Origin of the sequence: Enterococcus alishanensis (assembly GCF_019218635.1) — a bacterium.
Classification (GTDB): Bacteria; Bacillota; Bacilli; order Lactobacillales; family Enterococcaceae; genus Enterococcus_A; species Enterococcus_A alishanensis.
The window spans coordinates 49,307-74,422 of the sequence record NZ_JAHUZB010000001.1; the positions used below are offsets into that span (position 1 = coordinate 49,307).

Here is a 25,116-nt window from a genome sequence, read left to right on the forward strand (position 1 = left end):
AAGATTATTTAACTATTTTCACGAAAATTCTTTGAAATTTTCCTTTTGTGGTGGTAACATAGCGTAGTATTTTGACTGATAGCCAAATGCCACATTAACTTAGACGCACGTCAATGGGAAAAGAGGTGAAATGGATTGGATGAAAAGTCTTGGGTTTTCCATATCGGTCCGGTATGGTTTGATGGTACAGTAACGACAATGTTAGCGTTGACGGTGTTAATTGTCTTTCTGATTGTTTTTATTTTTACCAGAAATTTAAAAATGAAACCCACTGGGAAACAAAACGCAATAGAATGGGTGGTTGATTTCACGGCGAACATTGTCGGAGATAACATGCCTAAAAAAGAGGTTCGCAATTTTAGCTTTTTTTCATTCACTTTATTTTTATTTATTTTTGTCTCAAATCAAATTGGTTTGGTAACAAAAATCGTTTCGCCTAGTGAGATCTCGTATTGGAAGAGTCCAACAGCTGATCCGCTAGTGACGATGGGCTTAGCTTTACTTGTCTTGGTCTTAGCCAACTTCTTAGGAGCAGATCGTTTTGGTTTTAAAGGATATGTGAAAAATTCATTTTTTGCACCGATGCCAGCACTGTTTCCAATTAAGATTTTGGAAGAATTTACCAATGTTATTACATTAGGTCTACGGCTATACGGTAATATTTATGCTGGTGAAGTTTTGCTGACAGTAATTGCCAGCATGGTAACCAGTGCAGGTTGGATTGCCTTACCATTGGCGATTCCGCTTGAAATGATTTGGATTGCATTTTCATTATTTATCGGTAGTATCCAGGCGTTTGTCTTTACTACTTTGTCAATGGTTTATATTAGTCACAAAATTGAGTTAGAAGATTAACTATTATCCAATTAGGAGGAAATTTATTATGAACTTTATCGGTGCAGGGATTGCAATTTTAGGAGCAGCTATCGGTGCTGGTATTGGTAACGGACAAGTTATCAGTAAAACAATCGAATCTATGGCACGTCAACCAGAAATGGCTGGACAATTAAGAACAACAATGTTTATCGGGGTTGGTTTAATTGAAGCTGTGCCCATTCTAGGTGTCGTTTTAGGTCTATTGATGGTATTCCAATAAAATTCAAGCAACGGGAGGTCGTTGCTGTTTTTTATGTAGGAGAAACCAAAAGAAAGGAAGACCAGTATGCTGAATCATCTAGTAGTTGCCCAAGTCAATACGACCTTAGGGAATTTGATGGCTGTCACAATTGCCTTCATCATCCTACTAATACTATTGAAAAAATTTGCTTGGGGCGCAGTCCAAAATATTCTGCAACAACGAGAAGATAAAATCGCCAATGATTTAGATTCTGCTGAACAATCACGGCTAAAAGCAACCCAGCTTGAAAAAGAACGAGAAGACCAGCTGGCAAATTCTCGCAGTGATGCAGCAGAAATTATCAAAAATGCCAAAGAAAATGGCGAATTGACCCGTCAAAGTATCTTAAATGATACTGACACTGAAGTAGCTGCTCGAAAAGCACGGGCAAAAGCGGAAATCAATGATGAACGCGAAAACGCGCTTACTTCAGTGAAAGATGATGTGGCTAGCCTTTCTTTAGAAATCGCAGAAAAAATCTTATCAAAAGAATTATCTGCTGATGCGCATGAAAACTTGATTAATCAATATCTTGATCAATTAGGAAAAACAAAACATGAAGCTTGATAAATATACAGTTGGTAAACGTTACGGCAAAGCCTTATTCGAATTGGCGGAAGAAGGCAGTGAAACCGATGCAGTCTACCAAAGCTTAATAATTCTTGATGGTGTCTTTGATGAGATTCCTGATTTAGGCAATATTTTAACTGATGTGCGCTTAACGGGAGACGAAAAAGAAGCCATTATGAATCGTTTATTGCAAAATTTTGATGGTCTAGTTAAAAACTTTTTAAAAGTTGTTTTTGACTATAATCGAATAGATGATGTGCCTTTTATGATTGAAGAATTTAATCGTCGTTACGATATCAAAAATAAAATTGCAGAAGGTACGATTACAACAGCTGTTGCAATTACACCAGAAAAAAAAGCAGAAATTGAAGCGAAAGTGGCGGAGGTTTTTGGCTATCAAAAAGCTTTGCTAAAACCGTTAATTGATGAAAGCATCTTAGGTGGTGTCGTGGTTGAAGCCAACCATCGCGTATTAGACGGCAGCTTAGCAAGTCAACTGGCAGGATTGCGGGCAGCACTAGGTAAATAAAGAAGAGGTGAAAGAAATGGCCATCAAAGCAGAAGAAATCAGTGCTTTAATCAAAGAACAGATTCAAAACTACGACAATAAACTTTCTGTTGAAGAAATCGGAACAGTCACTTATGTCGGTGATGGTATCGCCCGCGCTCACGGGTTAGAAAATGCCATGAGTGGCGAACTTTTGGAATTTACCAACGGTTCCTACGGTATGGCACAAAACTTGGAAAGCAATGATGTAGGGATTATTATCCTTGGAGAATTTGAAACCATTCGTGAAGGCGATAAAGTAAAACGAACTGGCCGGATTATGGAAGTGCCAGTCGGTGAAAAAATGATTGGTCGGGTTGTAAATCCTTTAGGACAACCAATCGATGGTTTAGGTCCAATCGAAACGACTAATACTCGTCCAGTTGAAGCAGTTGCTCCTGGCGTTATGCAAAGAAAATCAGTTTCTGAACCAATGCAAACTGGTTTAAAAGCGATTGACGCGTTGGTACCAATTGGTCGTGGCCAACGGGAATTAGTTATTGGTGACCGTAAAACAGGGAAAACATCGATTGCAATCGATACAATTATTAATCAGAAGGGCCAAGATTTAATTTGTATTTATGTGGCGATTGGTCAAAAAGAATCAACTGTCCGCTCACAAGTTGAAACTTTAAGAAGTTATGGCGCAATGGATTATACCATCGTGGTTAATGCCGGGGCGTCTCAACCAGCGCCGTTATTATACATTGCACCTTATGCTGGTACAGCGATTGGTGAAGAATTTATGTATAACGGTAAACACGTGTTAGTTGTTTTCGATGATTTATCAAAACAAGCGGTTGCTTATCGTGAACTGTCTTTACTATTACGTCGGCCACCAGGTCGTGAAGCTTATCCAGGGGATGTTTTCTATTTGCATTCTCGTTTGTTAGAACGGGCAGCTAAACTTTCTGATGAGTTAGGTGGCGGTTCATTAACAGCTTTACCATTTGTTGAAACACAAGCTGGAGATATTTCAGCTTATATTCCAACGAACGTAATCTCTATCACTGATGGACAGATTTTCTTAGAAAGTGATTTGTTCTATGCAGGGAATCGTCCAGCCGTGGATGCCGGTTTATCGGTTTCACGAGTAGGTGGCGATGCGCAAATTAAAGCCATGAAAAAAGTTGCTGGTACCTTGCGTTTAGATTTGGCAAGTTACCGTGAATTAGAAGCTTTTACTCAGTTTGGTTCAGATTTAGATGCTGCAACGCAAGCAAAATTAAATCGTGGACGTCGAACAGTTGAAGTGTTGAAACAAAAATTACATGCTCCTTTAGCTGTGGAAAAACAAGTAACAATTCTTTACGCGTTGACCCATGGATTTTTAGATAGTGTGCCAGTCAACAGTATTTTAGATTTTGAAAGTCAACTGTTTGATTACTTTGATACCAATCATGTTGATCTATTTAACATCATAAAAGAAACCAAAGACTTACCAGATACAGAAAAATTCGACGCGGCCATTCAAGAATTTAAAGATATTTTTGATACAGCCAGCCAAAATGTGCCAAAAGCATAAGTGAGGTGAAAGTAAATGGCATCCTTAAATGAAATAAAAACACGGATTGCATCGACTAAAAAAACTAGTCAAATCACCAGTGCTATGCAGATGGTTTCAGCTGCTAAACTAACTAAATCTGAAGGATATTCCGCGCGCTTTCAAATTTATGCATCAAAAGTTCGGGAAGTATTAACTCATTTGACCGCCAATGAATTGGCAGAATTAGCAAATTCTGATAGTCCCAACAGTGATATTAATTATCATAGTATGTTGCAAAGTCGACCAGTTAAAAAGACTGGCTATATCGTCATCACTTCTGATGGTGGTTTAGTCGGCGGTTATAATAGTTCGATCTTGAAACAAACAATGAGTATGTTGGAAAGCGATCATGATGCTTCCGATGAATATGTTTTATTAGCAATTGGTGGAACAGGTGCTGATTTCTTTAAGACTCGGGACATGAAAGTAGCTTATGAATTAAGAAATTTATCGGATAACCCGAGTTTTGATGAAGTTCGTAAGATTGTTTCTATGACGACTAGTATGTATGAAAACCAGGTGTTTGATGAATTGTATGTTTGTTACAACCATCATGTAAATTCATTGTCTAGTCAATATCGCGTAGAAAAAATGCTGCCGATTTCTGATTTGGATCCAACCGAAGCCAAAGAATATCAAGAAGAATATATTTTTGAACCTTCCAAAGAAGCCATTTTGGATCAGTTATTACCACAGTATGCAGAAAGTTTGATTTATGGTGCTATTATTGACGCCAAAACAGCTGAACACGCTGCTGGAATGACTGCTATGAAGACAGCAACAGATAATGCCAAAAATATTATTGGTGATTTAACAATTTCTTATAACCGCGCACGACAAGCGGCGATCACTCAAGAAATTACCGAAATTGTCGGCGGAGCTTCCGCATTAGAATAATTTCGAGATTGGAGGAAAAAATATGAGTTCAGGCAAGATTGTTCAGGTTATTGGTCCCGTTGTCGATGTGGAATTTTCTTTAGATCAATCCTTACCAGATATTAACAATGCCTTAGTTGTTTATAAAAATGATAAAACGAAAGTTGTTTTAGAAGCAGCGTTAGAACTTGGAGACGGTGTGATTCGGACGATTTCGATGGAATCCACTGACGGTTTGCAGCGTGGAATGGAAGTAATTGATACGGAAAAAGCCATTTCTGTTCCTGTGGGAGAAAAAACATTAGGACGTGTGTTTAATGTTTTAGGTGAAACAATTGATACGTTGGAACCTTTCCCAGAAGATACAGAACGTTCAAGTATCCATAAAAAAGCTCCTGCCTTCGAAGATTTAAGTACCAGTAATGAAATTTTAGAAACTGGGATTAAAGTTATTGATTTATTAGCTCCTTACTTACGTGGGGGGAAAGTTGGATTGTTCGGTGGTGCCGGTGTTGGTAAAACCGTTTTGATTCAAGAATTAATTCATAATATCGCCCAAGAACATGGTGGGATTTCAGTGTTTACCGGTGTTGGTGAACGGACGCGTGAAGGAAATGACCTTTATTTTGAAATGAAAGATTCTGGCGTTATTGAAAAAACTGCGATGGTCTTCGGTCAAATGAACGAGCCACCAGGTGCGCGGATGCGGGTTGCTTTAACTGGTTTAACTTTAGCGGAATACTTCCGTGATGAAGCTGGTCAAGACGTATTATTATTTATCGATAATATTTTCCGTTTTACTCAAGCTGGTTCAGAAGTTTCTGCCTTATTAGGTCGGATGCCTTCTGCCGTTGGGTACCAACCAACCTTAGCGACTGAAATGGGTCAATTACAAGAACGGATTACTTCAACCAAAAAAGGTTCTATTACATCAATCCAAGCGATTTATGTACCAGCCGATGACTATACCGATCCGGCACCAGCAACTGCTTTTGCCCATTTGGATGCAACGACTAACTTGGAACGTAAATTAACCGAACAAGGGATTTATCCTGCGGTAGATCCGTTAGCGTCTTCTTCTAGTGCTTTGGCACCAGAAATTGTTGGAGAAGAACATTATCAAGTAGCAACCGAAGTCCAAAGAATTTTACAACGTTACCGTGAGTTACAAGATATTATCGCTATTTTAGGGATGGATGAATTATCTGACCGTGAAAAAGTGATTGTTTCGCGGGCACGTCGAATTCAATTCTTCTTATCACAAAACTTCCACGTTGCAGAACAATTTACCGGACAACCAGGTTCTTATGTTCCAGTTGAATCAACTGTCAAAGGTTTCAAAGAAATTCTTGAAGGTAAATACGATGATCTGCCAGAAGATGCTTTTAGAAGTGTCGGAACCATCGATGAAGTGATTGAAAAAGCAAAAACTTTAGGCAACTAGAAAGAGGTGCCCAATGGAAGAGAAAAAACAGGCTTTGACTGTTAACGTTGTGACGCCAGATGGTTTAATCTACGACCACAATGCACAAATAGTGGTTGCGCGAACTGTTAGTGGCGAGCTCGGAATTCTACTTAACCATGCACCGATTATTGTGCCTTTAGCCATCGATGAAGTACGAGTGCGTCGTGTAGACGATGAAACTCATGTCGATTGGATTGCTGTCAATGGTGGTATTTTAGAAGTGAGAAACAACGTAGTGACAATTATTGCCGATACAGCTGAACGGGAACGGGATATCGATGTTTCACGGGCTGAACGTGCAAAACAAAGAGCTGAAAGAACGATTGAAGAAGCCAAAGCAACGCAAGATGCCGATTCTTTACGAAGAGCGGAAGTTGCCTTGCACCGTGCGATGAATCGTTTGAAAGTATCAAAACATAATTAATATTAACAGTCAGGTTGACATTTATTGTAAACCTGACTTTTTTGTAATTTTTTCTCAAAAGATTTTTAAAAAACTTTAAACAACCTTAATAGTCTGCAAAACATACTCACCTAAAACATTTTATGCTATAATCCATTATGTTGATTTTCACGAAAGGAAGACAACAGATGCAGGTTTTTGGGATAGATGCAATGATTCGGATTGTGTCACATTTTGCTTTTATTTATTTGGCATTTTGGGCATTAAAATCATTGCGAGTTGAAAACTTATTTAAGGCTTATCACGTGCAGCAAGTACGGATGGGCATCATGATGATTGCGATTGCTTTAGGCTTTACTTGTAGTAATTTCTTTTTAGAAATTATCGCACTGTGTCGCAACATTTTTTTAACTTATCGTTAAGTACATAAAAAGGACTCGTTAGCGAGATTTTTTGGAGGGACCACAATGGAAGAGATTATTGTTCGTGGCGGCAGACAACTAAAAGGAACAGTCAAAATTGAAGGCGCGAAAAATGCAGTATTACCAATTTTAGCAGCAAGCTTATTAGCCGAAGAAGGCATAACTACTTTAAATAATGTACCAATTTTATCAGATGTATTTACAATGAACCAAGTGATTCGTCACTTAAACACTGAAGTTGCTTTTGATCAAGCTAATCGCTCAGTAACAATTGATGCGACAAAGGATTTAGCTGTTGAAGCACCTTATGAATATGTTAGTCAAATGCGGGCTTCAATCGTTGTGATGGGCCCATTATTAGCACGTAATGGTCATGCTAAAGTTGCTATGCCAGGCGGCTGTGCCATTGGTGAACGCCCGGTGGATCTTCACTTGAAAGGTTTTCAAGCTCTAGGCGCGAAAATTGTTCAAAAGAACGGCTATATTGAGGCTGTTGCAGATCAATTAATCGGCGCAAGAATTTATTTGGATTTTCCAAGTGTGGGTGCCACACAAAACATTATGATGGCAGCTGTTAAAGCCAAAGGAACAACTTACATTGAAAACGTGGCAAGAGAACCAGAAATCGTTGACTTAGCCAACTTTTTAAATAAAATGGGTGCCCACATTTATGGTGCGGGTACTGAAACTATGCGGATTGAAGGAGTGGAACAGTTACATGCTGTAACTCACTCAATCGTGCAAGACCGGATTGAAGCTGGTACCTTTATGGTTGCCGCTGCTATGACACAAGGAAACGTCTTGATCGAAGATGCAATTTCTGAGCATAATCGTCCTTTGATTTCTAAATTATCTGAAATGGGCGTTGATATCATTGATGAAAATGATGGGGTTCGGATTATTGGACCAAAACATTTGAAAGCAACAGATATTAAAACAATGCCACATCCTGGTTTCCCAACAGACATGCAAGCGCAAATGACTGCGATTCAATTAGTAGCTGAAGGAAACAGCCGAACAGTTGAAACGGTATTTGAAAATCGTTTCCAACATTTGGAAGAAATGCGTCGGATGAACGCACAAGTTAAGATTGACAATAATATTGCGATTATTTCTGGCAATACAAACTTACAAGGTGCGCAAGTTTACGCAACTGATTTAAGAGCTGCTGCCGCTTTAGTTTTAGCTGGATTACGGGCAGATGGTGTAACACAAGTCCGCAACTTAAAATATTTAGACCGTGGTTACTATCAATTCCATCTTAAATTGGCTGCTTTAGGTGCTGATATTGAACGAGTAGATGCTGAAGGAAACGTCGTTAAAGAAGTTTCTAAAGTAATGGCGTAAGGAGTTAGAAAATGAGTGCAAGTGAACATATCTTACGAAATTTAATCAAAATTGTCGCCATTTTATTAGCGGGTGTCTTGCTATTTATTATTGGTAGTATGATTGGTTTTGGTGTTGTGGGCGATGGCAATCCATTTAGTGTCCTATTACCCGGGGTATGGCGTCACATTTTAGAATTCATGCAATAAATTTTAGCTGAGACGCAATTGTCTCGGCTTTTTTGTTAGAAAGGGAAAGGCAATGAATATACTATCAAAAGCAATGGTTGGTTTGGTTAGAGGCTATCAGAAATTTATTTCACCGTTATTTGCTCCTAGCTGCCGTTATTATCCTTCCTGCTCAAGCTATATGATTAAGGCCATTCAAGTCCATGGAGCCTTCAAAGGATTATTAATGGGTATTTCGCGTATCTTAAGATGTCAGCCCTTTGCAAAAGGTGGAATCGATTATGTTCCTGTGAAATTTTCTCTTCACAAAAATAAAATTGATGAAGAGGAGCCTGATTATGGAAAAAAATAAAATTCAACTACTAGATCCGAAAGAACCTGTGCCGTGGGATTTATTATTATTAGCTGATCCTAGTAAAGAAATGATCCAAAACTATTTATCAGAGAGCCAGCTACTAGTTTATCGTTTAGAAGAAATCGTTGGGGTCTTAGTTTATCAAGGGATTAGTGAAAATGAAGTAGAGATAAAAAATTTGGCAGTCGCACCAGCCTATCAAAATAAAAAAATTGCTAGTCAACTTTTGACTGCATTTTTTAAAGAAGTGCGAGGAAACTATCAAAGTGCCATAGTAAAAACTGGTGATTATCCGCCGATACCATTGGCACTGTATCAAAAATTTGGTTTTGAAATTGTCGAAGTTCAAAAAGATTATTTTGTGCTTCATTACGAAGAACCAATTATTGAAGACGGAAAACAATTAAGAGATCAAATTATTTTACGAAAAGAGCTATAACTCAAAAAATAATGAGTTATAGCTTTTTTTGTGCAAAAATCTGCTTTTTATTCAATTTGATTGAATAATCGGAAAATTTCCGACAAATTGTAAAAAAATTCAGAAAATTCAATTGACATTACTTCTGATTTCTTATATATTTTTAATTATCTTATCCAATTATCATAATTCAATTAGGGGGAAAAAAGATGAAAAAAAGTACATTGGTAGCGGCCCTAGCAGCCGGCTTATTCTTATTCGGTGCTTGTGGCTCACCTTCAGCGACAAATGACAATTCAGGCGGCGGCAACAAGTCAGACGGCGACACAATCAAGATCGGTGGTAACTTTGAATTATCAGGTGCAGTAGCAGCCTATGGTGAAGCTGAAAATGAAGGGGTCAAGTTAGCGATTGAAGAAATTAATGACGCTGGCGGAATTGACGGTAAAAAAATCGAGTATGTTTCAAAAGATAACAAATCTGATAACAATGAAGCAGCATCAGTAGCAGCTAATTTAACTACTAATGATGGTGTGGTTGCTATCGTCGGACCAGCAACATCAGGAGCGACTAAAGCTACTTTACCTAATATTACAAAAGCACAAGTACCAGCAGTAACACCTTCTGGTACAGATGATTCAATCACAGTACAAAAGGATAAAGTACAAGACTATATCTTCCGGGCTTGTTTCCAAGATAGTTTCCAAGGGGTTGTATTAGCGAAATACGCTGAAGAAAACTTAAGTGCGACTAAAGCAGTCATCTTGGGTGATAACTCTAGTGACTATGCAATTGGTTTAACCAAAGCCTTCAAAGATACTTATAAAGGTGAAATTGTTGCTGAAGAAAACTTTACTGCTGGAGACAAAGATTTCCAAGCGATGTTAACAAAAGTAAAAGATTTAGACTACGATGTACTTTATATCCCAGCTTATTATACTGAAGCTGGCTTAATCATCAAACAAGCGCGTGAGATGGGTATCGACAAACCAATCATCGGTGCAGATGGTTTCGGTGATGAAAAATTAGTTGAAACAGCTGGTGCAGCAAATGTAAACAATGTTTATTACACTGGTCATTTCTCAGTGAATGCTCCTTCAAATGATAAAGTTCAACCATTTATTGATGCTTTCAAAGCGAAATACAGCAAAGAACCATCTGCCTTCAATGCTTTAGCTTACGATTCAGTTTACATGATTAAACAAGCTATCGAAGATCAAGGTGAAGCAAGCTCAACAGCGATTCAAGAAGGCTTGGCTAACTTGAAAGATTTCGTTGGTGTAACAGGTACTATGACTATGGATAAAGATCATAACCCTGAAAAACAAGCAGTAGTGTTAGGCTTAACAGATGGAAAAGAAAGTTCAGCAGAAACTGTGAACCCTTAGAAGAATCCTGTACGGCAAGGCAAGTTTGCTTGTCTTGCCGTTTTTTAGACAAAAATTTGGAGGAAGACAATGGAAGTTATCATACAACAACTAGTTAACGGCTTATTCCTAGGTAGTGTTTATGCTTTGATGGCATTAGGCTACACGATGGTTTACGGCATTATTAAGCTGATTAACTTTGCCCATGGGGAAATATATATGATCGGTGCCTTCATCGGTTACTTTTTAATTAATCAATTTAATATGGGCTTTTTCCCAGCGATGATTTTATCGATGATTGGTAGTGCGGCCTTAGGTGTCGTGATCGAATTTTTAGCTTATCGACCATTACGAAATTCTACGCGGATTGCCGCTTTAATTACTGCAATTGGGGTTTCATATTTGCTACAAAATACTATGATTTATTTTTTCAGCTCAAATACGCGGCCTTTCCCGCAAGTGATTGAAATGCATACCTATCGTTTAGGCTTTTTACAAGTCTCAAATATTCAATTAATGATTTTATTTGTTTCTTTATTCTTAATGATCTTATTAAATTTAATTGTTCAACGGACCAAAATGGGGAAAGCCATGCGGGCAGTTAGTGTGGATGCTTCAGCAGCTCAATTAATGGGTATTGATGTGAATCGGACGATTTCATTTACTTTTGCTTTAGGTTCAGCTTTAGCAGCTGCCGGCGGGATGATGATTGGTTTGTACTATAACTCAATCGAACCAATGATGGGTTATATTCCTGGCTTGAAATCATTTATCGCAGCCGTTTTAGGTGGTATTGGGATTATTCCAGGGGCAGCAATCGGTGGTTTCGCGATTGGCTTGATTGAAACAATTACGACTGCATTAGGTTTTTCAGATTTCAAAGATGCAGCGGTCTATGCTGTCTTGATTATTATTCTATTGATTCGTCCAGCTGGTATCTTAGGCAAAAATATTAAAGAGAAAGTGTAGGTGGCTTCTATGAAAAAGAATTTAACTTATAATATTATCTGGTTAGCCATCATTGTTCTTGGATATTTTGCTTTGTATGCAGCTTATTCAGCGGGGATGGTCAATCTATTTTTAGACAATGTCTTGGTTCAAATTGGCATTAACGTTATTTTAGCGGTGGGTTTAAACTTAATTATCGGTTTTTCTGGTCAGTTCTCACTAGGTCACGCTGGTTTTATGGCGATTGGTGCATACGCAGCAGCCTTAATTTCAATGCAACTGCCAACTTATGGTGGCTTCTTCTTAGGGATGGCAGCTGGTGTTGTGATTGCTGGTATCGTGGCTGTAGCCGTAGGAATACCAACTTTACGTTTGAGTGGAGATTATTTAGCAATTGCTACACTAGGGGTAGCCGAAATTATCCGAATTTTATTAATTAATTTTGATGAAATCACTAACGGACCTTCTGGTATCTTTGGAATCTTACCTTTTGTTAATTGGCAGATGGTCTACGGCTTTATGGCGATTACTACGTTAATCTTAGTGAACTATATTCGTTCAGGTGCTGGTCGTGCGACGATGGCTATTCGTGAAGATGAAATTGCTGCCGAGTCGATGGGGGTTAACACGACGAAATTTAAAGTGGTTGCTTTTGCTTTAGGAGCTATGACCGCAGCGATTGCTGGTTCGTTATATGCCGGCTATCTTCAATCAATTGCACCAAAAGATTTTGCCTTCACTAAATCAGTGGATGTCTTAATCATGGTAGTATTAGGTGGGATCGGTAGTGTGACTGGTAGTTTTGTTGCAGCAATTGTTTTAGGAATTATCAATATGTATTTACAAGATTTTGGTGCATTACGGATGATCATTTATGCCTTGGCCTTAATCTTATTAATGATTTTCCGTCCAGGTGGGATTCTAGGTACGAGAGAATTCTCTGTGAAGAAAATTGTCAATAAATTTAAAAAAGGAGATGACCAAAATGCCTCTGTTGGAAATTAAAGAGTTAACTAAAAATTTCGGGGGACTTGCGGCAGTCTCTAATGTCAACATGGAATTAGGCGAAAATCAATTAGTTGGTTTAATCGGACCCAATGGTGCCGGTAAAACGACATTGTTTAACTTAATCACTGGCGTATACGAACCTAGTGAAGGGGATGTATTACTAAACAATCAACGTTTAAATGGCAAGAAGCCTTATACGATTGCTGATTTAGGATTGAGCCGAACCTTTCAAAATATTCGTCTATTTAAAGATTTAACAGTGATGGAAAATGTTCTAATTGCTATGAATAGTAAAAATAAAGAAAGTTTTCTTTCAAGTGTCTTAAGATTACCAAGCTTTTATAAAAAAGAAGCGTTACTAGAAGAAGAAGCATTTCGATTATTAGCGATTTTTGGTTTAGAGAAAAAAGCTCAAAATTTGGCAAAGAACCTTCCTTATGGTGAACAACGTAGACTGGAAATCGTCCGGGCGTTAGCAACGAATCCTAAAATTTTATTTTTAGATGAGCCAGCTGCTGGGATGAATCCGCAAGAAACGGCTGATTTGACAGAATTAATTCGTAAAATCCAGGCTGAATTTAAGATTACGATTCTCTTAATCGAACACGATATGAGTTTAGTCATGGATGTCTGTGAAAGAATCTATGTACTGGAATATGGTCGTGTATTAGCGGAAGGAACACCTGAAGAAATCAAAGGTAATCCGGCAGTAATCAAAGCGTATCTAGGAGGTGACCTGTAAGATGTTAAAGGTTGAAAATTTAGCCGTCCATTATGGTGTCATCCAAGCTGTTCGCGATGTAAATTTTGAAGTCAATCAAGGGGAAATTGTTTCTTTGATCGGTGCAAATGGTGCTGGAAAAACGACGATTCTTCATACAATCTCAGGACTAATTCAGCCTTCTGCAGGTAAAATTACCTTTGAAGGTGAAGAAATCCAAAAAAGAGCTCCACGAAAAATTGTTGCCAAAGGGATTTCGCAAGTACCAGAAGGTCGTCATGTTTTTTCTGGTCTAACTGTTCAGGAAAATTTAGAGATGGGTGCCTATTTACGGAAAGAAAAAAATCTAAGTGAAGAGTACGAAACGATTTATCAGCGTTTCCCGATTTTAAAGGAACGTTTAAGTCAAGATGCTTCAACACTATCTGGTGGGGAACAACAAATGCTAGCAATGGGTCGGGCATTAATGTCTAAACCTCGTTTACTATTATTAGATGAGCCATCAATGGGTCTAGCGCCAATTTTTATCAAAGAGATTTTCAATATTATTCAAGCCATTCAAGCACAAGGAACGACGGTTTTATTGATTGAACAAAATGCCAAAATGGCTTTATCAATTGCTGATCGCGGCTACGTCTTAGAAACTGGTGAAGTTGTTTTAAGCGGAACTGGTGAAGAGTTACTGGCGAGTGATGAAGTGCGCAAAGCATATTTAGGAGGATAAAAAATGAGTGTAAAAGATTTTATGGCAGCTGAGCTAGTAACAGTTGATCCCCAAACGAAAATTTTTGATGCGGTAGATTTAATGAAAAAACACGATATTCATCGTTTACCAGTCGTTAAGGCGGATAAATTGGTTGGTTTAATTACAGAAGGAACGATTCAAGAAGCATTACCTTCAACGACAACTAGTTTAAGTGTTTATGAAACCAATTATTTATTAAATAAAACTGTGGTGGCAGATGTGATGATCGAAAAAGTAGCAACGATTGATCCAGATGCCCAATTAGAAGACGCGATTTATAAGATGCGCCAAAAAAATGTTAATGTTCTACCGGTATTAAAAGACGATCAATTGGTGGGAATTATTACCAACAACGATATTTTTGATGCCTTCTTAAAAATAACTGGTTATCACGAAGGTGGCAGTCGGATTCAGATTGCTGTAAAGGAAGACCGTAAAGGCTTATTAGCTGAAGTAGCAAAAGTTTTAGCCGACCATGACTACGATATTTTAACGGTCATTATCGATCATGCAAAAACTGGGACTGTGATGGAATTTCAAATATCTTCTAAAGATGCTGAAGCTATTTCTCAAGTCTTAACAGACGCCGGCTTCAATGTTCAACGAGCAGTTGTGACCAATCCATAATATTTGATCCGAGGCGATCTTTTGTCTCGGATTTTTTTCTTTTTGCCTACAGCTATGGTAAAATGTTTTCTGCGGAGGGATAACATGTCGAAAAAAAATAAAGATATTGAAATTAAAGGAAATGAAAAAGAAGTTATGCTAGATGGACAAAAAGTCAGTGTCACTGAGCTTTTTGCAGGCAAGAAACAAATTGGCGAAATTAGAGAAATAAAGGGATTTCAAGCCTATGCTGAAGGAACTTTATTAGGAAATTTCAAAAAAATTGATGATGCTTTTGAAGCAGTCATTGCCAACTATAATTTGCATCAATAAATTGAAAGAAAAGTCTTGCATTTTATTTTAAAGTTGGGTATTATAACTGAGTCGGGTTTTTCAGAAAACTTGATTTTTGGAGGAGTAGCGAAGTGGCTAAACGCGACGGACTGTAAATCCGTTCCTTAGGGTTCAGTGGTTCGAATCCACTCTCCTCCACCATTGGGGTATAGCCAAGCGGTAAGGCAAGGGACTTTGACTCCCTCATGCGTTGGTTCGAATCCAGCTACCCCAGTCATTTTAAGAGATGCAGGTCTTCGGATCGGCATCTCTTTTTCTTTTTGCTTGATGCCAAACCAGATTTGCGCTAAATTTAAAGGAACAAGATGGTTAAATAGGAGGGAAACAAATGAAAAAGAAAATGACTGAAATCATTAGCGATGCAGCAGAACGTGTATATGACATTGTAAAAGATGATAAATATGACGTAATGGTAGAGCTGACTAATAAGAACAAAGGCGTAAAACTAAACAAAAAGCGCCCTACTCGCCACACAATCAAATGGAAAGCTAAAAATCATTAAAGCAAAAGCCTACTGAATTTCTTCAGCAGGCTTTTTTTAATGATCAATCTCAATGCCTAAAATCGTCAAATGACCATTTCCCACCAACTTGATAACTAACTTCGCCAAGCTGTTGGCATCCATCGTTGTCTCGCTAGTAATCCACCAATGAAGTGTCCCAACGAAGATTGAGGTCATGTATTCAATAATAAAATCCATCGGAACCTCAATATCATTTTCGGTAATTTTTAGCCGTTGAAAGACATGGGCGTATTTTTCATCTAAAATGTCCGCAATTTCTTTGCGCATCATTTCATTTCCGGAAGAATCCATGACCGTTAAAAAGAATTGTTTATTGTTATGGATTTGCTTGTAGATGTTTGTTAATACCACCTCGACTTGTTTCACTTTTAGTCGATTGCCTTGGACAATCTGATCAGGATCTAAAACCGAGACGAAAGCATCGATAGCGTTATGAAAAATGAAGTCATATAAATCTTGCTTGTCTTTAAAATGAGCATAGAAAGTTGCACGATTAATCATCGCTTCGTCAGCAATCTCTTGGACGGTTAAATTATCGTAGCCTTTTTCTTCGACTAAACGAATAAATGCTTCAATTATCATTTTATGGGTACGTTTTACACGTAAATCAGTTTTTTTTGTCATTTTTTTCCCTTCTTTTGACAACATTATTAAGATAGCTGTTGTTTATCTCACACTTTTCTCACTTTTGGTTGTTGCATATTATTTAAAATCTTTCTAAAATATACGTGAGTAGTATAACAAACACACTGTCAGATAATCAACACATGTTGTAAAAAAGAAAAGGTGGGTATCAAGTATGACATTAAAAGCAGGGATCGATGTCGGCTCTACCACTGTGAAATTAGTGATTCTAAATGAGAATAACGAGAGTTTATTTTCGAAATACGAACGTCATTTTTCAGATGTGAAAGCCGCCACAAAAAGAATATTAGCAGAAGCGCAAGAAATTATTAGAGATCAAGTGATTACGATTAATATTACAGGCTCAGGAGGAATGGGCCTAGCAGACGTGTTGGAGATTCCATTTGTTCAGGAAGTGATTGCTTGTACCAAAACAGTTGAAGAAATTATTCCCGAAACCGATGTCGTGATTGAACTAGGCGGAGAAGATGCGAAAATTACTTTCTTTGAAGGTGCCTTAGAGCAACGGATGAATGGTAGTTGCGCAGGCGGAACCGGCGCCTTTATTGATCAAATGGCAGCTTTGTTGAAAACTGACGCCAATGGTGTAAACGAACTGGCGAAAGGTTATCAAACAATTTATCCTATCGCTTCTCGTTGTGGTGTGTTTGCTAAAACAGATGTGCAACCGTTAATTAATGAAGGAGCGGCCAAAGAAGATATTGCAGCCAGTGTCTTTCAGGCAGTTGTCAATCAAACGATTGCCGGTTTAGCAGCTGGTCGAAAAATTGTCGGTAAAATTGCCTTTTTAGGTGGACCATTATTTTTCATGTCAGAATTGCGGAAAAGATTTATTGAAACTCTAGATATCGCACCAGAGGATGTCGTTTTTCCAGAAAACCCGCAATTATTTGTCGCGATGGGTGCCGCTTTCTATTCAGAAAAGACTGGTGAGCATACCTTAGCAGAACTATTAAATAAATTAAATACAGCCAATAAAAATAGCTTGTCGCCTTCTGATACATTGGCGCCTTTATTTAAAGACGATCAAGAACTAGCGGATTTTCGTGACCGTCATAAACAAGCAACTGTTGAAACCAAAGATTTGGCAGATCATTCAGGACCAGCTTTTCTGGGAATCGATGCCGGCTCTACTACAACAAAAGTTGCTTTAATCGATGAAACTGGTCGTTTGATGTTCTCTTTTTACGGCAATAATCAAGGACAGCCGCTAGAAACAACCATGTCTGTATTGCGAGATTTATACGAAAAATTACCGGATGATGTCTATATCGGTAAAGCAGCAGTGACTGGTTACGGCGAACAATTAATAAAAAATGCCTTGAAAGTGGATATCGGTCAAGTAGAAACGATGGCCCATTACAAAGCTTCCAATCATTTCCTACCAGGTGTCGATTTTATCTTAGATATTGGTGGGCAAGATATGAAGGCCATGACTATAAAAGATGGCGCCCTATCTTCGATTCAGCTAAATGAAGCTTGCTCCTCTGGTTGTGGCTCATTTATTGAAACTTTTGCTAAATCATTGAAATATTCTGTGCAAGATTTTGCAGAAGCGGCAGTTCATTCTCGTCAGCCAGTTGATTTAGGTTCTCGTTGTACCGTCTTTATGAATTCGAAAGTCAAACAAGTCCAAAAAGAAGGGGCTTCAGTTGGTGATATTTCCGCTGGTTTGTCTTATTCAGTGATTAAAAATGCGATTTATAAAGTGATTAAGATTCGTCGTCCAGAAGAACTTGGCGAAAAAATTGTCTGCCAAGGGGGAACTTTCTATAATGAAGCAGTTTTACGGGCCTTTGAATTGGTTTCAGGTCGTGAAGTAGTCAGACCTTCGATTGCTGGCTTGATGGGTGCTTTTGGAGCAGCATTGATTGCCTCAGAAAACTATCAAATCGGTGAACTGACAGAGACTTTAAGTCTAGACGAATTAAACAATTTTTCTGCTGACAAAGAGTTTACCCACTGTGGCTTATGCGAAAATAATTGTATGATGACGGTGACGGTTTTCTCTGATGGACGTAAATTTGTGACCGGTAACCGCTGTGAACGAGGCGCACAAATTAAAGTCAAAAAAGAAGACCGCAAAGTCAATATGGTGGATTATAAATATCGTCGTTTATTCCATTACCGACCATTACGGAAAAAAGAAGTGGTCCATGGTGAGATTGGGATTCCACGAGTTTTAAATATGTATGAAAATTATCCTTTGTGGCATACATTGTTCACTGATTTAGGCTTTAGAGTCAAACTCTCTCCTCGGTCGAATAAAGATTTGTATGAACAAGGTATGGAAACTATTCCTAGCGATACGGCTTGTTATCCAGCAAAAATTGCTCATGGACATATTCAAGCCTTAATCGATCAAGGTGTACCGATGATTTTTTATCCTGGTGTGGTTTTTGAACGACAAGAATCAGCAGAGGCCGACAATCATTTTAATTGCCCGATTGTGCAAAGTTATCCCGATGTGATTCGTAATAATGTGGATGATATTCGTGAAGGGAAAGTCGATTATCGCAATCCTTACTTAAATCTTGCCAATGAAGCATCGGTGGCAGAAGTGTTGTACCGAACTTTTAAAGATTTAGGTATTACTAAAGAAGAAATTACTAAAGCTTTACATCATGGTTACGAAGAGTTAGAAGCCTTTAAAGAAGATATTCGACAAAAAGGCGAAGAAACCCTAATGATGTTAAATATGAAAGGTCAACGGGGCGTCGTTCTTTCTGGTCGTCCTTATCATGTTGACCCAGAAATTAATCACGGGATTGCTGACGTTATCACGCAAGAAGGCTTCCATGTATTAACAGAAGACTCGATTTCTCATCTAGGAGATGTAGGTAATTTACGAGTAGTCAATCAATGGGTTTATCATTCTCGATTATATGCAGCTGCACGAGTGGTTGCTAAATCAAAAAATCTTGAATTGGTGCAATTAAATTCCTTTGGCTGTGGTTTAGATGCGGTAACCACTGACCAAGTGGAAGAAATCATGGATCAATATGGAAAAATTTATACCGTTTTGAAAATTGATGAAGGATCAAACTTAGGAGCAGTTCGGATTCGTTTACGTTCCTTAAAAGCAGCTGTTCAAGAGCGACAAAAAGTTAATTATGTACCAACCCAAAAATTTGAAGAACCAGAAAAAATTGTTTTCACTAAAGAAATGAAAAAGACTCACACTTTATTGTTACCAATGTTGAGTCCAATTCACCAATCGGGTTTGTTCGATTTAGCTTTAGAAGCTTCTGGCTACAATGTTGTCTGCTTACCAGCGATGGATAAAGAAGCCACTAATGTTGGTTTGAAATATGTGAATAACGACTCTTGTTATCCAGCGATTATTTCAATTGGACAGCTTGTGGAAGCTTTACAAAGTGGCAAATATGATTTAAACAATGTCAGTGTTATGATGAGTCAAACTGGTGGTGGCTGTCGGGCAACCAACTATATTCCACTGTTGCGCAAAGCCTTAAATGATGCTGGCTTCCCGCAAGTTCCAGTCGTTTCAGTGTCACTGGGAAATAAAGGGGTCGAAAGTAATCCTGGGTTTAAATTTACTTTGCCAATGGTGAAACGGATTGTTGTAGCAGTTCTGTATGGTGATTTATTTGAACGTTTAGTCTATCGGACGCGACCTTATGAATTAGAAAAAGGTCAGATTGATCAAATGCACCAAGATTGGTTGGCAAAAGTTGCTAATAATGTGCGTAATGGTTCATTGACGCAATTTAATCGCAACATGAAAAAAATCGTTAAAGATTTCGATACGGTGCCATTATCTGATGAAGTCAAACCCAAAGTTGGGGTAGTAGGCGAGATTTTGGTGAAATATTCACCAACTGCCAACAATGACATCGTTCGTTTATTAGAAGAAGAAGGTGCAGAAGCTGTTGTGCCAGATTTAATCGGTTTTATGAATTATTCCTTGTATAACCAAATTTGGAAATATGATAATTTGGGGATGCCGAAGAAAAATAAAACCATGGCAGAATTTGTGATTAAACTAATCGAAATGGTTGAAAAACCGATGGATAAAGCACTACGGGCTTCTGATCGGTTTGACGGCATTCATTCAATTTATCAATTGGCTGAGGATGCCAGCAAAGTTCTTTCCATCGGTAATCATACAGGTGAAGGCTGGTTCTTAACTGGTGAAATGATTGATTTATTGAAGAGTGACGTAAACAATATTGTCTGCATGCAACCGTTTGGCTGTCTGCCAAATCACGTGGTGGGTAAAGGCGTGATCAAAGAATTACGCCATCAATATCCGAAAGCCAATATTGCAGCGATTGATTATGATCCAGGTGTTTCCATTGTCAATCAATTAAACCGAATCCGACTAATGATGGCAACAGCCAATAAAATGTTGGATGAAGAGGTAAGAACAAATTAAACAAGTAAACACAAGTAAGTAGACCATTTTTTCCGAAATGGTCTACTTTTTGATTGTCGCGGAGGTATATACCAGTTATAATGGAAAGAAAACAAGAGCTTTTTTTAGATTATAAGAAAGTAGGCATTCAAGATGGCAAATCAAGTGCCCGTGTATATTCAGATTCATGACCAAATAAAAAATCAAATCGAAACAGGCGTCTGGAAAGTGGGCGACCGCTTGCCTTCTGAAAGAGAATTAGCGGTGACCTTTGGCGTGAGTCGGATGACTTTACGACAAGCCATCCAGACTTTAGCAGATGAAGGGATTTTAGAAAGAAAAATCGGCTCAGGAACCTATGTCGCCAATGAAAAAGTCCAAGAAAAAATGACTGGAACCACCAGTTTCACTGATATTATGGAATCTTTAAACAAAGTCCCTTCCAGCAAAACTATTTCTTATTTTAATTCCCCCGCCAGCTCAAGTGAGATTGAAAATTTAAACTTGACTAAAGGAGAACGAGTCTTAAGAATGGAACGGATTCGTTATGCTGACAATGTACCTATTTGCTTTGAAGTCGCTAGTATTCCGGCAAAATTGGTAGAAGGCTTCAGTAAAGAAGAGATTACCGAATCTTTTTATCATTCTCTACAAGAGCGAGGTATGGAGATCGGTCATGCCAATCAAACGGTTTCTGCAGTGTTGGCTTCTGAACAAATTGCTGATTATTTAGAAATCAAACGTGGCGAAGCAATCTTGCGGCTACGTCAACTTTCTTATTTGGTTGACGAGCGTCCTTTTGAATATGTCCGGACTCAATACGTCGGCAGTCGTTTCGAGTTTTATTTAGAGAAATAATTATTCTTCGATTAGTTGTTCGGAATAACTGGTTTCTCCTGCAACAAAAGTCGCTTGACCGCTTAATAAATCGGTGACTTGGGCTTCGAAATTGGCGACCTGATCTTCATCAACAAAGCATATCGCAGTGACCTCATGGGTAAACAAGGTATCTTTTACTACAATTTTTTGGGTCTCCAGAAATTTTTCGAGTTTCCCCCAATGATTGTAAGGAATCGTCACTGAAATTTCTTGTTGCAGACGGCCTTCAACGATGCCAGTCTCGGCGATGCTATTAGCGACAGCTCCAGAATAAGCGCGAATCAAACCGCCGGCACCTAGTTTTGTGCCACCAAAATAGCGAGTAACAACAGCACAAACATTAATTAAAGTATTTTTTTTTAAGACTTCCAACATTGGAACACCAGCGGTTCCGCTAGGCTCACCATCATCAGAGCTGCGTTGAATCTCGTTTTGCTCGCCTAAAACGAAGGCACTGCAATTGTGATTGGCTTTCCAATGTTCCTTTTTAATTTGATTGATAAATTCTTTGGCTTCTGCTTCAGAAGTGATCCGTTTTAAATGGCAAATAAAGCGAGATTTTTTGATCTCCGTTTCATGAATACTGTCTGATTGAATCGTTCGATAAGTAGCTAACATCGTTTCACCTCATTGTTAGGATAGGAGTAGATGGCACATGGCACAAACTAAAAAATATGACGTAATCACCCATTATTTAAAAACCAACGGTGGCTCACAAGTGACCTTGACTTTTACTCAGATTGACGAGCTATTGTTTCCCAGCTCTGGCTTACCTAAGACGGCACGAACAGAAAAAGATTGGTGGGCCAATGATTATCGTCATCCCGAAAAAGGCGCCTACGGTTGGCTGAATGCCAGTTATGAAGTCGTTTCTATAAACTTAGCAAAAGAATTCATTGTTTTCAATAAATTAGTCAAATCCAGTTGGTTGATATAAACATGCATGAAAAAATATTTCGTTGATTTTAGTGACTGCGTCAAAATGACGTGGTCTTTTTTTTACGTATTTATTTAATGAGGTGAACAAAATGTGGGGTCAGTATTTAGCATTGGAAGAATGGCAAACTTTTTATCCGAAAGTCTCACTGGAACAGGCGCATCAACTGCCAGCGATGAATCAGATTTCAGTTGATTCTTATCGATGTAACCGTTGCGGCTCCATTTGTCAGAAACAAGTACCAGCGGGCTTTTTTTATTGTTATCAGTGCATAACTTTAGGGCGAATGACCAGCCAAAAAGATCTTTATTTTTTTCCTGTTCCTGAAAAAAAGCCACGAGAAATTTTTTTAAACTGGGATAAAACTCTGTCGATAAGTCAACAAGAAATAGCGGATCAATTACAAGCAGACCAAAAAAAAGGCGCATCCTTTTTACTGTGGGCAGTAACAGGAGCAGGCAAAACCGAAATGTTGTTTCAACTGATTCAAAGAAATCTAGCCGTCGGCAACCGAGTTTGTTTAACAAGTCCGCGTGTGGATGTCTGTAATGAGCTCCATCTACGAATGCTTCAGGCTTTTCCTCAAGAAGAAATTAATTTATATCATGGACAAAAAAGAATCGAAGGCGCGGGTCAATTCGTTATTTGTACCGTCCATCAATTGTTACGTTACCGAGATTATTTCGATTTGATGATAGTCGATGAAGTAGATGCTTTTCCCTATGCGAATAATCCTTTATTGCAAGCAACGGTCGAAAAAGCACAAGTTAGATCTGGCAAGCGGGTCTATTTAAGTGCCACACCGAATGCTGAATTGAAAAAAGCCGTTGATTTTTGCTATCGCTTGCCTGCGCGATTTCATCGTCGTCCATTACCGGTTCCAGAAATTTTACTTGCTGTTACTTTAGCAAAAAAAATGTATCGTGGGCGGTTGTCGCAAAAAGTTTTAAGCCGATTATTGGCGCTGTTGGGAAAAAATGATGTCTTGTTGTTTTGTCCTAGTGTCAGCAGCTTATTAGCCGTTGCACAATTCTTACAAAAGGAATTTCCAGATTGTCAAATGACCACCGTTCATGCACAAGATCAAGAGCGGGCAATGAAAGTAGACGGGATGCGCCAAGCAAAATATCAACTGCTGTTAACGACTACGATTTTAGAACGGGGAGTCACCTTTGAAAAAGTCTCCGTCGTTGTCTTAGAAGCCAGCCATCGGGTATTTAATCAAGCTGCTTTGGTGCAAATTGCTGGACGGGCAGATCGTAAAGGGGATTTTCATGAGGCAGAGGTTGTGTTTGTTACTAGCGAAATGACTCTGACGATAAAAAAAGCATTGGCAGAAATTAAAGAAAATAATCAATTGGCTTTTACACGAGGACTGTTAAATGAAATGTAGCTGCTGCCATGAGGAATATTGTGAGACTTTGACCTTAATAGATTTTTTTAGTTCATTTAGGGGACGCTGTTTTCGTTGTCAGCAATTGTTTCGACCAATTAAAAATCGTCAATGCTGCCTTGGTTGTGGTCGAGAAACTTCCGAAAAAATTTGTAAAGACTGTCAACAATGGCAAGCACAATTAGGCTTTTTAATTGGAAATCGAGCATTGTTTCATTATGATGACGGTTTTGCCCAGTGGATTGAAGATTATAAATATAAAGGTGATTATCGTTTGAAAAGTGCCTTTGCTAGAGAAATTCATTACCAGTTGAAACAGGTCAAACAGACCATCATCTGTCCTTTGCCAATCAGTCCCGAACGTTTTGAATCAAGAGGGTTTAATCAAGTGAGTGGCTGTCTCGCAGCAGCAAAAATAGACTATCAAGAATTGTTACTGCGGCCAACCAATGATTTGCCGCAAGCCAATAAAAAACGATTAGCTCGGTTAAAATTACCACAACCCTTTGTTATGAGAGTTTCCTCAGAAAAAATAAAAAACAAAAAAATTATTCTCATCGATGATGTCTATACTACCGGCAGAACCCTGTATCATGGGGCGGAATTATTACTGAAAAACGGTGCAAAAAGCGTGACAAGTTTCACTTTCGCTCGCTAGGAAAAGGGTTACATTTATTGAATTTTGTTAGCGATTCACTTTCCAAAGAGATTAGAATTAGGTATAATGAAATTAAGAAGAGATGGAAAGAGTGGTCCTTTCCGAAATCTTCAGTTGGTTAGATGAAAGGGGCAATTTGTATGTTTAGATATAACGTTCGAGGAGAAAACATCGAAGTTACTGAAGCAATCCGTGACTATGTAGAAAAAAAAGTAGGTAAATTAGAACGCTACTTTACTGATGTGCCGGATGCAACAGCGCATGTAAACTTGAAGGTTTACACTGAAAAAACTGCAAAAGTAGAAGTGACAATCCCACTTCCATACTTAGTGCTTCGTGCCGAAGAAACTTCACCAGATTTATATGCAAGTATTGATTTGGTTGTGGATAAATTAGAACGTCAAATCCGCAAGTTCAAAACAAAAATTAACCGCAAAGCACGAGAAACATCATTACCAGATCGCGAAGTTGCTGTTTTGATGGAAGAAGAAACTGACGATGCTGAATTAGAAATCGTTCGTACAAAACGACTTTCTTTAAAACCAATGGGTAGCGAAGAAGCCGTATTACAAATGAATATGTTAGGTCATAACTTCTTTATCTTTGAAGATGCTGAAACAAATGGCACTAGCATCGTATACCGTCGTAAAGATGGCAAATACGGATTAATTGAAACAGATGTAGACTAAAAAATTGGGCCTGTTAGAAAATCTTTTGATTT

The 25,116-nt window shown here is 38.4% G+C and carries 29 protein-coding genes and 2 tRNA genes; 29 read left to right on the forward strand and 2 right to left on the reverse strand.

The features are described 5' to 3' along the window. Window positions 1–135: 135 nt before the first annotated feature. From atpB to KUA55_RS00355, 23 genes are all read left to right on the forward strand, one after another. On the forward strand, window positions 136–855 hold the full coding sequence (atpB, locus tag KUA55_RS00245) for a F0F1 ATP synthase subunit A (protein ID WP_218324164.1): 720 nt from the start codon (window positions 136–138) through the stop codon (window positions 853–855). A 28-nt stretch (window positions 856–883) separates the two neighbouring features. Further along, window positions 884–1,096 (forward strand): ATP synthase F0 subunit C, encoded by a 213-nt coding sequence (gene atpE, locus KUA55_RS00250; protein WP_218324165.1) that lies wholly within the window; start codon window positions 884–886, stop codon window positions 1,094–1,096. A 66-nt stretch (window positions 1,097–1,162) separates the two neighbouring features. Further along, on the forward strand, window positions 1,163–1,684 hold the full coding sequence (gene atpF, locus KUA55_RS00255) for a F0F1 ATP synthase subunit B (protein ID WP_218324166.1): 522 nt from the start codon (window positions 1,163–1,165) through the stop codon (window positions 1,682–1,684). Continuing rightward, window positions 1,674–2,216: an ATP synthase F1 subunit delta gene (atpH, locus tag KUA55_RS00260; protein ID WP_218324167.1), complete on the forward strand. Its 543-nt coding sequence runs from the start codon at window positions 1,674–1,676 to the stop codon at window positions 2,214–2,216. The genes atpF and atpH overlap by 11 nt, the downstream gene beginning before the upstream one ends. 16 nt (window positions 2,217–2,232) lie before the next feature. After that, window positions 2,233–3,759, forward strand: a complete 1,527-nt coding sequence (atpA, locus tag KUA55_RS00265) for a F0F1 ATP synthase subunit alpha (RefSeq protein ID WP_218324168.1) — start codon at window positions 2,233–2,235, stop codon at window positions 3,757–3,759. A gap of 15 nt (window positions 3,760–3,774) precedes the next feature. Further along, window positions 3,775–4,677: a F0F1 ATP synthase subunit gamma gene (locus KUA55_RS00270; protein ID WP_218324169.1), complete on the forward strand. Its 903-nt coding sequence runs from the start codon at window positions 3,775–3,777 to the stop codon at window positions 4,675–4,677. A gap of 22 nt (window positions 4,678–4,699) precedes the next feature. Next, entirely contained in the window at window positions 4,700–6,100 is a 1,401-nt protein-coding gene (gene atpD, locus KUA55_RS00275; RefSeq protein ID WP_218324170.1) for a F0F1 ATP synthase subunit beta, read from the forward strand. A gap of 13 nt (window positions 6,101–6,113) precedes the next feature. Further along, complete coding sequence (locus KUA55_RS00280) at window positions 6,114–6,545, forward strand: F0F1 ATP synthase subunit epsilon (RefSeq protein WP_218324171.1); 432 nt, start codon at window positions 6,114–6,116, stop codon at window positions 6,543–6,545. Window positions 6,546–6,712: 167 nt separating this feature from the next. Beyond that, window positions 6,713–6,946 carry a DUF1146 family protein gene (locus tag KUA55_RS00285; RefSeq protein ID WP_218324172.1) on the forward strand — a complete coding sequence of 78 codons (234 nt, stop codon included), beginning with the start codon at window positions 6,713–6,715 and terminating at the stop codon, window positions 6,944–6,946. A gap of 45 nt (window positions 6,947–6,991) precedes the next feature. After that, entirely contained in the window at window positions 6,992–8,293 is a 1,302-nt protein-coding gene (murA, locus tag KUA55_RS00290; protein ID WP_218324173.1) for a UDP-N-acetylglucosamine 1-carboxyvinyltransferase, read from the forward strand. A gap of 11 nt (window positions 8,294–8,304) precedes the next feature. Next, entirely contained in the window at window positions 8,305–8,481 is a 177-nt protein-coding gene (locus KUA55_RS00295; RefSeq protein WP_218324174.1) for a DNA-directed RNA polymerase subunit beta, read from the forward strand. A gap of 52 nt (window positions 8,482–8,533) precedes the next feature. Next, complete coding sequence (gene yidD / locus KUA55_RS00300; RefSeq protein WP_218324175.1) at window positions 8,534–8,812, forward strand: membrane protein insertion efficiency factor YidD; 279 nt, start codon at window positions 8,534–8,536, stop codon at window positions 8,810–8,812. Continuing rightward, on the forward strand, window positions 8,799–9,254 hold the full coding sequence (locus KUA55_RS00305) for a GNAT family N-acetyltransferase (RefSeq protein WP_218324176.1): 456 nt from the start codon (window positions 8,799–8,801) through the stop codon (window positions 9,252–9,254). The genes yidD and KUA55_RS00305 overlap by 14 nt, the downstream gene beginning before the upstream one ends. Before the next feature lie 188 nt (window positions 9,255–9,442). Further along, on the forward strand, window positions 9,443–10,621 hold the full coding sequence (locus KUA55_RS00310) for an ABC transporter substrate-binding protein (RefSeq protein WP_218324177.1): 1,179 nt from the start codon (window positions 9,443–9,445) through the stop codon (window positions 10,619–10,621). A gap of 69 nt (window positions 10,622–10,690) precedes the next feature. Then, complete coding sequence (locus KUA55_RS00315; RefSeq protein WP_218324178.1) at window positions 10,691–11,569, forward strand: branched-chain amino acid ABC transporter permease; 879 nt, start codon at window positions 10,691–10,693, stop codon at window positions 11,567–11,569. Window positions 11,570–11,578: 9 nt separating this feature from the next. Then, the gene (locus tag KUA55_RS00320) at window positions 11,579–12,553 is read left to right on the forward strand and encodes a branched-chain amino acid ABC transporter permease (RefSeq protein ID WP_218324179.1); all 975 of its coding nucleotides are present in this window, start codon (window positions 11,579–11,581) and stop codon (window positions 12,551–12,553) included. Continuing rightward, window positions 12,534–13,298, forward strand: a complete 765-nt coding sequence (locus KUA55_RS00325; protein ID WP_218324180.1) for an ABC transporter ATP-binding protein — start codon at window positions 12,534–12,536, stop codon at window positions 13,296–13,298. The genes KUA55_RS00320 and KUA55_RS00325 overlap by 20 nt, the downstream gene beginning before the upstream one ends. Window position 13,299: 1 nt before the next feature. Further along, window positions 13,300–14,001, forward strand: coding sequence for an ABC transporter ATP-binding protein (locus KUA55_RS00330; protein ID WP_218324181.1), 702 nt, complete (start codon window positions 13,300–13,302; stop codon window positions 13,999–14,001). A 3-nt stretch (window positions 14,002–14,004) separates the two neighbouring features. Next, window positions 14,005–14,649 carry a CBS domain-containing protein gene (locus KUA55_RS00335; protein WP_218324182.1) on the forward strand — a complete coding sequence of 215 codons (645 nt, stop codon included), beginning with the start codon at window positions 14,005–14,007 and terminating at the stop codon, window positions 14,647–14,649. 84 nt (window positions 14,650–14,733) lie between these two features. Beyond that, complete coding sequence (locus KUA55_RS00340) at window positions 14,734–14,961, forward strand: DUF2969 family protein (RefSeq protein WP_218324183.1); 228 nt, start codon at window positions 14,734–14,736, stop codon at window positions 14,959–14,961. A 78-nt stretch (window positions 14,962–15,039) separates the two neighbouring features. Further along, window positions 15,040–15,123 (forward strand) — tRNA-Tyr (locus KUA55_RS00345). A gap of 1 nt (window position 15,124) precedes the next feature. Continuing rightward, window positions 15,125–15,196, forward strand: a tRNA-Gln gene (locus KUA55_RS00350). Between the two features lie 114 nt (window positions 15,197–15,310). After that, window positions 15,311–15,484, forward strand: a complete 174-nt coding sequence (locus KUA55_RS00355; protein ID WP_218324184.1) for a hypothetical protein — start codon at window positions 15,311–15,313, stop codon at window positions 15,482–15,484. Window positions 15,485–15,520: 36 nt separating this feature from the next. Here KUA55_RS00355 and KUA55_RS00360 read toward each other — a convergent pair whose 3' ends face one another. Then, entirely contained in the window at window positions 15,521–16,129 is a 609-nt protein-coding gene (locus tag KUA55_RS00360; protein ID WP_218324185.1) for a TetR/AcrR family transcriptional regulator, read from the reverse strand. A 175-nt stretch (window positions 16,130–16,304) separates the two neighbouring features. Here KUA55_RS00360 and KUA55_RS00365 point away from each other — a divergent pair, with 175 nt between their 5' ends. Next, window positions 16,305–20,549, forward strand: a complete 4,245-nt coding sequence (locus KUA55_RS00365; protein WP_218324186.1) for a 2-hydroxyacyl-CoA dehydratase — start codon at window positions 16,305–16,307, stop codon at window positions 20,547–20,549. A 132-nt stretch (window positions 20,550–20,681) separates the two neighbouring features. Beyond that, entirely contained in the window at window positions 20,682–21,386 is a 705-nt protein-coding gene (locus KUA55_RS00370) for a GntR family transcriptional regulator (RefSeq protein WP_218324187.1), read from the forward strand. On the opposite strand, the gene KUA55_RS00375 is transcribed toward KUA55_RS00370, so the two are convergent. Next, on the reverse strand, window positions 21,387–22,025 hold the full coding sequence (locus KUA55_RS00375) for a YigZ family protein (protein ID WP_218324188.1): 639 nt from the start codon (window positions 22,023–22,025) through the stop codon (window positions 21,387–21,389). 37 nt (window positions 22,026–22,062) lie between these two features. Here KUA55_RS00375 and KUA55_RS00380 point away from each other — a divergent pair, with 37 nt between their 5' ends. The 4 genes from KUA55_RS00380 to hpf all read left to right on the forward strand — a co-directional run bounded on the left by KUA55_RS00380 (window position 22,063) and on the right by hpf (window position 25,084). Continuing rightward, window positions 22,063–22,344: a DUF7662 domain-containing protein gene (locus KUA55_RS00380; RefSeq protein ID WP_218324189.1), complete on the forward strand. Its 282-nt coding sequence runs from the start codon at window positions 22,063–22,065 to the stop codon at window positions 22,342–22,344. Window positions 22,345–22,435: 91 nt separating this feature from the next. After that, entirely contained in the window at window positions 22,436–23,737 is a 1,302-nt protein-coding gene (locus KUA55_RS00385) for a helicase-related protein (RefSeq protein ID WP_218324190.1), read from the forward strand. Next, entirely contained in the window at window positions 23,727–24,395 is a 669-nt protein-coding gene (locus KUA55_RS00390; protein ID WP_218324191.1) for a ComF family protein, read from the forward strand. The genes KUA55_RS00385 and KUA55_RS00390 overlap by 11 nt, the downstream gene beginning before the upstream one ends. 140 nt (window positions 24,396–24,535) lie before the next feature. Then, a complete protein-coding gene (gene hpf / locus KUA55_RS00395) occupies window positions 24,536–25,084 on the forward strand; it encodes a ribosome hibernation-promoting factor, HPF/YfiA family (protein ID WP_218324192.1) in 549 nt (182 codons plus the stop codon). The last annotated feature ends 32 nt before the right edge of the window (window positions 25,085–25,116 follow it).